The following is a 12062-nucleotide window of genomic DNA, read 5'->3' as shown; positions in this document are numbered from 1 at the left end:
AATATACTTTTACAAATCTAAATGTAAGCGTTATACTCGCATTATACTGATACCATTCATTTAAAACTTACATTATTGAATGTTTATATAGCACTATTTTGATGAGGTGATCAATATGGACCCGACTCTGAAAAGTTCGTTAAAGGAAAGCCGTATACACGGGGAGCACTTGCAGCCTTTCGGGGCTTACTGGATGGATTTTGGACCAGGTAAGCATGTGCTGGATTGCCACTGGCATGATGAATCCGAGATTTTTATCGTGCTTGAAGGTGAGGTGCTGTTCCAATTAGATGAAGAGCACTTCCCTGTCCGCGCCGGAGAGGCTGTATTCATTGATGGTGGTGATATCCACGCTGGGCACGCACTGGGAACAGAAGGCTGCAGGTTTTTTGCGCTTGTCTTCGGGGCACAGCTCCTGGCAAGCGCGCAATATGATGCCATTCAAGACCGGACGGTACTTCCTTTTCAGGAGCGAAAAGCTACTTTCCCCCGCTTGATCCGGCCCACCTCACCCGAAGAGATCAGCTTGTTAGCCCATATCTCAGCCATCATGGAGGCCTGCCGTTCCGAGGTTCCCGGTTATGAAGCCGCAGTCAAAGGCAATCTGCTTATGATGCTCTACGAGCTTGCAGCAAGCGGTCTTGCCTGCAACCGCAGCATGAACCCATCCGGAGGAGCGGCCAGAATTGAACGGCTCAAGAAGGTTCTTCTATATATCCAGCAGCATTATGACCGACCTATAAGGCTGAATGAGCTGGCCGAATTGATCCCCATGAGTGAAGGTCAGTTCTGCCGCTTCTTCAAGTCCATGACCAGACAGACTCCCATGGATTATGTGAACAGTTATCGAATTCGGCAGGCGGCTGAAATGCTTAGAGTGGAAGATCGCAAAATCTCGGATATTGCACTCGAGGTTGGTTTTGATAACATCAGTTATTTCATTCGGGTGTTTCGAAAAATGATGAAGTGTTCGCCATCAGCCTTCCGCAAAGGTTCAACATCCGGGATATGAACTTCTGATTTTGCAACATTTTCCGCAGCATGCTCGTCTAGAGGGGAACAGGAATATTACTCCAAAAAGGGGATACGAAGATCATGAAGAAGAAATACAGCATGCTGCTGCTCACTACGGTACTGCTGCTTAGCGCAGCTCTACCTGTCAGTGCGCTTCAAGATACAGCGCCTGACCTCACAGCTAACAAAATTAACGTCATACAAATTCCGGGAAGCAGTCTGGATCCCCAGCAGAAGCTGGATTACGCATCGGGTATTAACTCGATCGTTAAGGGACTTGACCTCAATCTGGACACTTACAGATTTATCAAAAAGCCTGAAGCCTCCGATTACTTCACCAAGATTAGCAATTCGGCATGGTATTCCGAAGCTTTTGTCATTGCCCAGATTCATGGTCTGGACATTCCGAAGGACATTACCGCGGATACGATCATGACGCGCGAACAGTTCGCACATTTACTGTCTCAAGCGATCCAAGTAAATGAAGATTATTCGACTATCAACCGTTACAATACGATTACCGATGAAGACAGCATCACTCCAGCTTATACGAGCAGCATTCAGAACCTGTTGAACTTGGGGATTTCCCTTCTTGATGCCAAGCTGAATTTCAATCCTAAGTCGCCGATTACCCGAAGCGTAGCGGCTGGCTGGCTTAACGAAAGTGTGGACGCAACGAAGAATTTAAAGGCACAAGCGGACGGCCGCCCGCTTCAGGAATATGCCCTGAGCACCAAGACCATTGATGGTCAGGTTACCGAGGTAGAGGTCAGCGCACAGGCTCCGCATGCCGGATACGGACTTCGAATCTCATCGATTCGGTACGATCAAGCGAAGAAGGTAGCGGTGATTTATACCGAGGTGGTGCAGCCTAGACCTACCGGGATGTATGCCCAGGTCATAACCAAGGTACGCGATACCGCCTATATCCCATCTGGGTATCAGGTCAAGCTGGCAGTGGCCGATCCTAATACAAATACTGAGACAACAGCAACCGATTCCGGCAATGTCTCCAAATAAGACTGGCAAGTAAGAGAAGCGGCTTTCCCATATATCGGGAAAGCCGCTTCTCTATGATCTATTCGAGATGAATTTTGCTGATCAAGATCGAGCCCTTAAGCAGCAGGTATACGCTGTGCCGGCCATTGATGCCCTCTAGCGGAATTTCAAGAGTGGTCCATGCCTGAGTGCCGCCGGTTGGAGGAACGAGGCTGCGACCAGCCAGCTGCCCAGCGGCCTCATCGAGCCGAACTTCGATCTCGGCACCAGGGTCCATGCACGAGACTCTCGCTTTTAGCACTCCCCGGTCCTGTTCACCAAGCTCCACATCCCAGAAAGCAATCCATCCGCTTTCCTCCCGGGTCCGAACGCTGCTTCCGCCTTCGATACATTCGTCCAGATAGACGCCTTCATAGTCATCGTAATTCTCTGCCTTGACCGGACTAGTCAAAGATCTTGGCGGCACTTCTTCTCCCTCAGCAGTTATGACGACAGAAGCTTTAATATCCTTGGATGAACTGCCGGCCATGATCGTATATGTGCCTGACTCCATTACGTATCTCTCCCGGGTCACATCCCAATAGGACAAATCAGCAGTGGACAGCTTGAACTCTATCGTCTCAGATGCCCCAGGAACGATTGACAATCTCTTAAATCCACTTAATGTCTTGAGAGGTCTGGGTACTCTTGATTGATCGGCATGCACATATAACTGAACTACTTCTTCACCCGCAAGACTTCCGCTATTCGTAATTGTGATACTTACCACCAGTTCATCTTCCTTAGTGATAATTGGTCTGCTGAGATGAATCCCACTGTATTCAAACTCCGTGTAAGAAAGCCCATGCCCAAACGGATACAGAACTTCGCCTTCGAAATACTGGTAAGTCCGTTTTCCTTTGATAATGTCATAATCCATAATGTCCGGAAGCTGATCCTGCGAGCGGTACCAGGTCATAGCAAGCCGGCCGGCCGGATTGTACTCCCCGAACAAGACTTCTGCTGCGGCAGCGCCCAGCTCAGGACCTGCATGGGAGGTGTACAGTATGGCTGGAACATGTTCCTGTTCCCAATTGACGGCAAATGGATAACTCCCAACCAAGACCACAATCGTATTTGGGTTAGCTTCCATTACGGCTTGGATAAGCTGCTGCTGGGCAGAAGGGAGCGTAATGTCCATTCGGTCTATCGTTTCTTTCCCGTTAATGAAAGGAATATTGCCGGCGAATACTATAGCAGCTTCTGATGCCCGCGCAGCTTCAACCGCTTCCGCTATTCCATCGCTCACGACTTCGATCGCGAATCGGCTCTCCACTTTCTCGGTGGATCCATTCACTCTAAGTTCACGGTCTCCGCCAATTGCGACGGGTACCCCCTGCCAGTTCGTAATCCCGCTTAATCCTTCTTCCTGATCTTGAATCTGGAAGACTTCCTTCACGAACCATCCGCGGGCTTCTTCTGCTGTTGCAGAGAGAAAGCCCTCCTCGTTCTCGGTCACAAATTTACCACTTGTATCTTCCCGGAGGGTCTCACTCCCCCAGCCCCAATCCGTTCTTCTGAAGATAGCAGCTTTCTCCGGACTCGGTTCCGCAGCGGTCAGTCCATGTCCTTGCTCCTCATTGCCAACGACGACGTACTTGCCGGTCTTCAAGGAACGAATCCGGATCCGGTCACTGCCATCACAGTAACGGACCCTGCCCTCGTTTAATTGGGAGATAATGCCCTCAAGCGGCGTGATTCGGTACTTCGGTGTTCCGCTGTACCAGTCCGTATGTGCCTCATTGGCCATCGGGCCAATTACAGCAACACTTCCAATCTCCTTGCGTAAAGGAAGAATGCCTGTGTTCTTCAGCAGGACAACCCCTTCAAGAGCCGCTTGCTTGGACAGCTTAGCATGATCCTCGGCACATAGCTTGGACTCTTCAACATGCGCATAAGGATTTCGCTCTGCCGGGTCAAACTCACCTAGCCGGAACCGCACACGAAACGTATTTTGAAGCGCGTGGTCCAGATCAGCCTCCGTAAGATGTCCTTGCTCAAGCGCATCACGCAGCGCACGGAAAGAGATATCCTGATCATCGGTTATACTGTCTATTCCATTCTTCACAGATCTGGCGACAGCCTCGGCATAGGACTCAACATAATGGTGATCGTTCACTGTACCCAGTACATCCCCTGCATCACCGACGACAAAGCCCTTCATTCCCCACTCGCCCTTAACAATGTCATTAATCTCGGGATTCACATTGCAGGGAACCCCATTGATCCCGTTGTATGCCGTCATCATCGAAGCTGCTCCGCCTTCCTTAAAGGTAGGCTCGAACGCTTTCAGGTAGTACTCGCGCTTGTTGCGAGGATCTATGCTGACCGATGCGCTTCCGCGATCCACTTCGTTATTGTTGGCGTAGAAGTGTTTCAGTGTGGCCACGGTTTTGAAATAAAAAGGATCGTCTCCCTGCATCCCTTTCACCAGCTCGGTAGTGAGTCGGCCTGTAAGATAAGGGTCTTCTCCATAGGCCTCCTCGGTACGGCCCCAGCGTGGATCCCTTTCCATATCCACTGTGGGCGCCCAGATGGTCAGTCCATTGATCTTCGGGTCTTTTTGATAATACACTCTTGCTTCATCCCCGATGACCGAACCAATTTGACGCATCAGTTCCGGGTCCCATGTACACGCAAGTCCCGTGTTTTGCGGGAATACGGTTGCCTCACCCAGCCAGGCCACTCCATGTGCGCCTTCGGTACCGTGCTTGTATGCTTGTATGTTCAGCCGCGGAATCTCGGCTTGATATTGACACATTTGCTCAATCTTCTCATCCAGGGTCAGTCTGGATACCAGATCAGCTACACGCTCTTCAAGCGACAGATCAGGATTTAAGTAAGGGTAAGCGTTTGCAGAAGTCATAGCAATACCTTCTCTCTCTCTTTTTGAAGCTATCATAACGTTCTGCTTCCCGTCTTAGTACCCTTACAATTAGCTTTAATTTCATATAGAAATTTGATGCTTTTCCGCTCCTTCTCCCTGCTTGCGGTAGACAGAGGGCGAGGTTCCCACATATCTCTTGAATTTGCTGTGAAAATAATCGGCGTTCGTATAGCCAACCTTCTCCGCGACTTGATACACCTTCATGCCCTCCTGAAGCATCCGCTTGGCCTGCTCGATCCTAACCTTATCCAGATAGGTGTTGAAATACTCTCCTGTTGCATTCTTGAACAGCTTCCCCAGGTAAGCATTATTGTAGTTCAATACACCCGCCAACGTCTCCAGCTTCAGATTATCTCCATAATTCCGATGGATCATATCCAGCATAAGCTTCAGATCCTGATGCTGGCAGCGATCAATATGACTCGTCACTTTCTGAAGGATCTCGGCTGCATGCCGGGTAAGCAGGAACAGGCTCCGTTTCTGGTACAGATGAGCAATGCTCTCTGTATAGATTCTCAGAATGCCATCCAAATCAGGATTCCGTACGGAGAGCTTACTAATCAGACCCGTAATCAGCTCAGCAAAATAACGTTTGATTTCTTGTTCTGTTCTCCCGTTTGCCGCTAAATAGTCCCCAGCTGTCTTCATTAACTCCGGAATGGGGGCCGGGTTACCCAAATCAAGAGCATAGTATATTTGTTCTTCAATAGATGTGATATCTACAGGTTCATTTACATGTGTCTCAGCCTTTGTATCCTTACTCATATCACAGTACATTACACCTTCGTCTGCACAGAAAAATTCACATTCAAGAAGCTCCTTAGCTTTCACATAAGATGTTGATATCTCCGTTATGCTTCGAACCACATGCCCGAGCGAAGCCGAGAACTTTACATTCAGGCCGTTCAAGATGCCTTCCAGATTCCGGCTAAGCTCTTGACGCATTTGCAATCCGGTGATTGGCTTATTCAGCAGCAGCCCTGTGTGGGAGTACAGCTTGAAGGTCACCCCTAGCTTCATTTGTTCAAAATAGGCCTGCAGGCGTTCAACAGCCTCTCCAACCGTCGTATGATTCTCCCCCTCACACATATACAGATCCACTAAGAGGATCTGGTATTCTTTAGAGCTTAGGCCAAGCGACAGAGCGCTGGTCTCAAGAGCCTCGGCCTCCTCTTTTGTTCCGGTTAGCAGGGACTTAACTACACGCTCGCGGCTCGATTCCAATACCGATTCAGTCCATTTCTGCTGCTCATTCTCCTCCAGCCACTTCTGTCTGATTCGTTCAAGATAGCTCATTAACTCATCTTCATCAACCGGCTTGAGCAGATAGCCATCCGCTCTGCTTGCGATTGCCTTCTTGGCATAATCGAAATCTGCATAACCGCTGAGAATCAGAATATGAAGCTTCGCGTCTTGTTCCCTTAATTTCTCAATGAGCTGAATTCCATCCATACCCGGCATGCGAATGTCCGCTACAACCAGGTTTGGCCGGAGCTCATTATATTTCTCTAAAGCCTCAAACCCGTTGGCAGCTGTACCTACAACCGTAAAGTCTAAAGAATCCCATGGAATCAGCATGGTAAGACCTTCTCTGACTTTCGGCTCATCGTCTACAATCATTACTTTAATCATAGTACAACCCCTCTTGCTTGTTAGTCGGATCCATCCGCCTAATATATTGTTAAGCGCTTTCATATAATAAGACATCCGTCAGTGAATTGTGGTGCATTCTATATGGAATGAACTAAAGATCACTCCGTATGATTTCATTATAAATAACTCGGTGGCAAATCTCTAACATTATTCCATGCGCATGTTGCACAATCCTATCGATTTGAGAATCCAAGCATAAGGGTATACTAACAATTAATGGCTTGCTTATCCTCGCCTCCGATTGTATGCTTACTCTTGCTGTCAACTTATTGATATTGAATGGGGGCCTTTCCATGAAACAGAATCTGCTGTCCAAAAGTCTGGGCTATCAACCTGGGCAGCACGATTGGAGACAGGAAGTCAGTTCAGGCTTGATTTCCTATTTTGCGGTAGTATATATCGTCATGGTGAATGCAGCTATTTTAAGCGATGCGGGCATGCCCCTCCAGGCTGCAATGGTTGGAACTCTGCTGACCTCGATCGCCGGCTGTCTGCTCATGGCTTTCCTGGGCAAATCTCCAATCATTGTGGTACCAGGGATGGGGATCAATGCTTTCTTCACCTACACTCTGGTGCATTCTATGAAGCTTACCTGGCAGGAAGCCCTTGCTGTAGTGGCAGTTGCAGGACTGCTATTCGCCATTGTTGCTTTTACCACACTATACAAAAGAATCAGTGAAGCCATCCCGCACAATCTACAGCATGGGATCAGCGTAGGGATCGGATTGTTCCTCACCTTTATCGGCCTGCAAAAAAGCGGGATCGTGGTCGCTCATCAGACCACTTTTGTCACGATTGGTCACTTTAGTGATCCAAACGTAATAACGGCCTGCGTTACCCTGCTTCTTGCCCTTGTTCTCTTTGTTCGTAAGGTCAAAGGGGATCTCCTGATCAGTATACTGGTGGGAACTGCGCTTGCTTACATTCTGGGTGCTGTTCACCCTGATGTGAATAAGCTCGCTACCCAGCCCTGGCAGCAGTATGGAGAGATCTTTGGCAAGCTATCTTTGTATCCGGGACTCACGAACATCGCTTTCTGGATTGCCGTCTTCCTGCTGCTCCTTATCATCGTCTTTGAGAATATTGGTCTCATTGCAGCACAGACTCGTATGATTGAACGACCCGAGACCTTTAAGGGAAGCCTTCGTGCTCTCTCGTTGTCCAACTTTGCGGCCGGCATTCTCGGCAGCAGCCCGACCGTCGCAGCAGCAGAGTCAACCGCCGGAATTGCGGCTGGAGGGCGAACAGGCTTGGCTCCATTGGTCACCGCCGTATTATTCGGAGCTACCTTCTTCTTCATCCCGCTGCTGACCTATATTCCAGACAGCGCCATTGCACCGATCCTGATCATTATCGGAAGCCTGATGGTTCAGAATATTAAAGAAATGAATTTCAGTGATTTCACTGAGGCTTTCCCTGCATTCCTGGTGATGGTCATGATCCCGTTCACTTATAGTATTGTAGACGGTATGGCATTTGGCTTTATCGCTTACCCTATCGCCAAGCTCGCTGCCGGGCGCGGCGGGGAAGTTAAGGTTGTCATGTATGTCATTACTGTACTGTTCCTCGCCAATTTCATCCTGCACGCATTAATGTAGGATGAACTGTGATGAAGCCGCTAACGGACCGTTGTTCCCATCAAAGTTGTGTTCACTTTGCCGGGGAAGCGGATATACAAGCAAATCACACAAACGACCAATAAAAGTAAGAGCAGCGAACCTCCATGAACAGGACCTTCGCTGCTCTTTTCATCGTTACCGCTAAAAGCTTGTCCAATCCAAATTTCACTTGTCGCCAGCAAAATTCAAATAGACCGCCCTCTGCACTTCCAGAATTTGTATGTCCTGTAATTGAAGACGATCTATGTGTTATTTATGTTGCATTTTTAGAGGCTTCACAAAGCGCGTATGACTCTGTGTTTGGATCTCTCGGCAGACTTTCCATGATCTACTACAACGTGGCTGTTATCACCAGAATGCTTGTGGGTAGACAAGTATGCTCTAATAAGCCGTTTCCCATGTGTCAGCCGCCCAATTTCATTTCTTAATTTACGAATACGGTATTTTTTATTCATGTGTTCACCACCTTTGTATACTGTGCTTATAACTGTGCAGGTTGAGGCTGGGTAGATTCCCTGTCCTTCATGCACAGTCTATGCCCGGCTGTGGTATTGATCACGGCGAACACCCATGAGATGAAAATTTACGTTTGCAAATTTAGGTTTCGGGTAAGTATAAGTAAAGGTTATGCAAGTTTGAAGTTTGAAGACAAGCTATCCTAAGGAGGAATTACACATGAATCAGAAATCAGAAGATCAAGTTCGTAATGAGCAGGATAAGAACCGTGATTCTCTAGCGGAGCAGAAGAAAATGGAGAATGGCGTAGATATTGAGCCGGAAGCAGATGAGTGGGTTGCCAAGCCGGTTCCTTTCACGAATGAGGATTTGAAATAACATGGATTAGCCTAAAGAACACCGCTTCCATCGATAGACGGAGGCGGTGTTCTTTGTAATTCATTTTTACGTAAGTTTATTTGGCTTCATTCTCCGTCCAGCTGATGGACAAGTCCATTCCTTCAGCCGCATCCCCTGATGGACTGCCGGAGATCGATATCATATGCCCCTCAAGTTCTCCAGAGAAGAGAATCGCACCCGATTGTACCATTTGCATAGAATTGCTAACGTTATTGTCTTTGAAGTATTGTTTGTACATGGTCTCAAGTTCACTAAGCTCTTTATCCGTATGGATGGTAACAATAATGGACTCCTTGCCATCAGCGTTCGTTTCAATGGAACCCGTGGTCTTGGCATCATCCGGGAGCGGGATGTCCTTAGGGAAGCTGGCTGGGATTTCAGTGCTGCTCTTTACTGTGGTTTTCCCTCCGGATCCATCGTTTTTATTGCTCTCAATCTGAAACGTATTGTCATCCTGACTTTTGAACGTTGTCGTCTCCCCATCTTTGCTATTCACGGTGAACTCGCTCCCGTCCTTCTTCACCTCAGCCGTTCCATTCTCTGTCTTAATCGTTGTGGTGCTCCCGCAAGCGGTCATGGCCATAGTAAGCATTAGGCTGGGCAGCCACATTAAACTTTTTTTAGCAATCATCCCTACTTCTTCCTTTCCTAATAACGGAATCCATTCCATAAGTTAACTTATACAATCAATCCCGATTATGCCATAAGGACAATGCCGAGTAAAACCTTTTTGTGTTAATTATGAAAAAAAGTTAATTCGTACAGCTTCTTGATCCCCTTGCTTAAACTTTTCCCTTGGCCTGTTGCGTCAAAATGAATCGTGCCGCCTTGGTTAGAAGAGCAGCCGCCTCCTGCCTGAGCATAGGACTGCGCGAGTGATAATTTGCCAATCCGTCTTGGTTCGTCCTTACTTCTGGACCATAAAGACCGGAACCTATTACAAATTCGACAGCAGGCTTTGCCCATAAGTCGGTAATTCCGCTAAGCTTTGCTGATACGTCTGTATTTGCGAACTGCTGGCTAATTCTCCACAACAGGACAGCAGCCTCTTCTCTGGTAATCGGCCTGTCGGGTTCAAACTTGTCCTTCGCATAACCGTTAACGGCGCCGTATTCAACTAAAGTCTGGATTTGGGCAGCAAATCGGTGGCCTACTGTATCTTTGAATTGGACCGGGGATTGAGTGGGTTGTATCCCTATAAGACCGACTAGATCGGCACTAAATTCACCCCGGGTCATCGTCTTCTCGGGTGCAAATGCTGAGCTCGTATTTACAGGAAACGCGTTTAGTTTGCGCAAATCGTTAATATATCCAGCATAGGGATGATTCACAGGAACATCTGAGTAAGGCGGTTGGTCTTCTACTCGCTCACTCCATGCATCCGGTATCATATAATAAAGATGGCTGATGACCCCCTTCTCATCCGCTTTGAATGCAGCCATTCTCCCATCCTCATCCTCGAATAATAGATCTCCTACCGGTTTTAGCTTTTTCACTCCAACCGGAGTACTAATGCTTAGATGTTCGTCTTCAAGCTTAACATCGAAGACCTGCATGGGAATTCGCAAATAGCGGTATGATCCTTCAAATTTGGCTAGGTCCTTGGCAGAGAGTGTAATCGCGGGACGAGGCTTCTGATCGGCAGGATAATAATGATCCATGAATTCCTTAAACAACTCTGTACGTACATCAATTGAATCACTGTTGGTTACAATGAAACCACCCACCTTTCGATCAGGCAGCAGCCACATATAACTATGATAACCGCTGTGGTCCCCGCTTTTCTCAACCACTTTCTGTCCGTTGTATAAAGAGTGGTAGAACATCTCAAATCCGTAGCCCATATTTGGCAGCTCAGGCAGAATTCCTACATGAACCTTTTGCATTTCTGAGACCGTCTCTGGCTTAAGAATTGCCGCTTCGCCAAGCTTTCCCCCATTCAGCTGAGCCAGCATGAATTTGGAGATATCTGTGCTTGTCGAGATCAATCCACCTGATGGAGAGATGGTGGGAGTATCCGTATAAGGCTGAATAGGCTGGTTCTTACTGTTGTATCCAGTAGCCAGACGCTGAGCCAGCTTACTATTCAGACCCAAGTAACTGTTATTCATGTGAAGCGGCTGAAAGATATGTTCACGAACCACTTGCTCGAAAGGCTGTCCAACCACACTCTGTACGAGGTAGCCCTGCAAATCAGAAGCAAAGTTATCGTAACGATAGGCCTGTCCAGGCTTACGCACTACGGTTGGTAATCTTTCTTGTATGAATGACTCCAACGAAGTTACGGTGTCCAGATCGGTACTGTTCGGTTTCAAGTTATCCGTGAAATCAAAACCGGTGGTATGGGTTAGCAAGTGCTTTACTTTTAGCGGGCTATCGGTGTGGTTGGGAATCTTCATCCCGCCTATATACTTGTCCACATTGTCTTCAAGGTTAATTCGCCCCTGTTCCGCCAGCTGCATTACTGTGGTTGCTGTAAATACCTTTGTGACCGAAGCAACCCGGAATAAAGTCTTATCCGGCTCAATCGGTTGCTTACTCTCCAGATTAGCGTAACCGTAACCTTGGTTCAGCAGGACTTTATTGTCGCTAACGACTACAAACGCCGCACCTGCCAGTTTTGACCGAATTTCAGCTCGGTTAAAAAATGCATCTGCAAATGCTTTTACTTCATCTGCTGAGGAAGGGCCCTTTCCTGCTGCAGCCTCCGCATTAGCCTGTGGAGAGGGACCAACATAAGCAACACTTCCCAATACACATAGAACTAATAGAGCTATACAAATTATTCGATTTAGCGACTTTCCCTGGTACATCCTTTCACTCCTTACCTAGTGTATATATTATTTATATTTCCTGATCATTATCATATCTGGTTGCCCCTTCCATCACCTCGTTCCCCCGACTGAAACTCATCTGGCGCCCCAGATGTACTCTAGCTAAATCCATAGTCGGATTACGTACCTCGACTTAAGTCTGAACAAGCACAAAAAAAGAAC

8 protein-coding genes are annotated in these 12062 nt (G+C 47.7%); 4 read left to right on the top strand and 4 right to left on the bottom strand.

Features of this window, described 5'->3' with window-relative positions:
• Positions 1-115: 115 nt before the first annotated feature.
• Both EJP77_RS00300 and EJP77_RS00295 read left to right on the top strand, forming a co-directional pair.
• Positions 116-1012, top strand: a complete 897-nt coding sequence (locus EJP77_RS00300; RefSeq protein ID WP_127197206.1) for a helix-turn-helix transcriptional regulator — start codon at positions 116-118, stop codon at positions 1010-1012.
• An 83-nt stretch (positions 1013-1095) separates the two neighbouring features.
• Complete coding sequence (locus EJP77_RS00295) at positions 1096-2034, top strand: S-layer homology domain-containing protein (RefSeq protein ID WP_127197205.1); 939 nt, start codon at positions 1096-1098, stop codon at positions 2032-2034.
• 58 nt (positions 2035-2092) lie between these two features.
• On the opposite strand, the gene EJP77_RS00290 is transcribed toward EJP77_RS00295, so the two are convergent.
• Positions 2093-4918, bottom strand: coding sequence for a glycoside hydrolase family 3 protein (locus EJP77_RS00290; RefSeq protein WP_127198232.1), 2826 nt, complete (start codon positions 4916-4918; stop codon positions 2093-2095).
• A gap of 81 nt (positions 4919-4999) precedes the next feature.
• Positions 5000-6571: a response regulator transcription factor gene (locus EJP77_RS00285; protein WP_127197204.1), complete on the bottom strand. Its 1572-nt coding sequence runs from the start codon at positions 6569-6571 to the stop codon at positions 5000-5002.
• A 314-nt stretch (positions 6572-6885) separates the two neighbouring features.
• On the opposite strand from EJP77_RS00285, the gene EJP77_RS00280 reads away from it, so the two are divergent.
• Together EJP77_RS00280 and EJP77_RS20530 are read left to right on the top strand one after the other, a co-directional pair.
• Positions 6886-8190 carry an NCS2 family permease gene (locus tag EJP77_RS00280; RefSeq protein WP_127197203.1) on the top strand — a complete coding sequence of 435 codons (1305 nt, stop codon included), beginning with the start codon at positions 6886-6888 and terminating at the stop codon, positions 8188-8190.
• A gap of 696 nt (positions 8191-8886) precedes the next feature.
• The gene (locus EJP77_RS20530; protein ID WP_185897071.1) at positions 8887-9045 is read left to right on the top strand and encodes a hypothetical protein; all 159 of its coding nucleotides are present in this window, start codon (positions 8887-8889) and stop codon (positions 9043-9045) included.
• 76 nt (positions 9046-9121) lie between these two features.
• Here the strand turns inward: EJP77_RS20530 and EJP77_RS00275 are convergent, their stop codons facing one another.
• Positions 9122-9697 (bottom strand): hypothetical protein, encoded by a 576-nt coding sequence (locus EJP77_RS00275; protein ID WP_127197202.1) that lies wholly within the window; start codon positions 9695-9697, stop codon positions 9122-9124.
• A 151-nt stretch (positions 9698-9848) separates the two neighbouring features.
• Positions 9849-11879: a serine hydrolase domain-containing protein gene (locus EJP77_RS00270; RefSeq protein WP_127197201.1), complete on the bottom strand. Its 2031-nt coding sequence runs from the start codon at positions 11877-11879 to the stop codon at positions 9849-9851.
• Positions 11880-12062 lie beyond the last annotated feature (183 nt).

Origin of the sequence: Paenibacillus zeisoli (genome assembly GCF_003994465.1) — a bacterium.
Classification (GTDB): Bacteria; Bacillota; Bacilli; order Paenibacillales; family Paenibacillaceae; genus Fontibacillus; species Fontibacillus zeisoli.
This window is presented reverse-complemented; position numbering and strand designations above follow the sequence as displayed.

Coding starts and splice junctions, on each gene's coding strand:
- EJP77_RS00275 (WP_127197202.1), bottom strand. CDS start 9,697: ATGATTGCTAAAAAAAGTTTAATGTGGCTGCCCAGCCTAATGCTTACT.
- EJP77_RS00270 (WP_127197201.1), bottom strand. CDS start 11,879: ATGTACCAGGGAAAGTCGCTAAATCGAATAATTTGTATAGCTCTATTA.
- EJP77_RS20530 (WP_185897071.1), top strand. CDS start 8,887: ATGAATCAGAAATCAGAAGATCAAGTTCGTAATGAGCAGGATAAGAAC.
- EJP77_RS00285 (WP_127197204.1), bottom strand. CDS start 6,571: ATGATTAAAGTAATGATTGTAGACGATGAGCCGAAAGTCAGAGAAGGT.
- EJP77_RS00280 (WP_127197203.1), top strand. CDS start 6,886: ATGAAACAGAATCTGCTGTCCAAAAGTCTGGGCTATCAACCTGGGCAG.
- EJP77_RS00290 (WP_127198232.1), bottom strand. CDS start 4,918: ATGACTTCTGCAAACGCTTACCCTTACTTAAATCCTGATCTGTCGCTT.
- EJP77_RS00300 (WP_127197206.1), top strand. CDS start 116: ATGGACCCGACTCTGAAAAGTTCGTTAAAGGAAAGCCGTATACACGGG.
- EJP77_RS00295 (WP_127197205.1), top strand. CDS start 1,096: ATGAAGAAGAAATACAGCATGCTGCTGCTCACTACGGTACTGCTGCTT.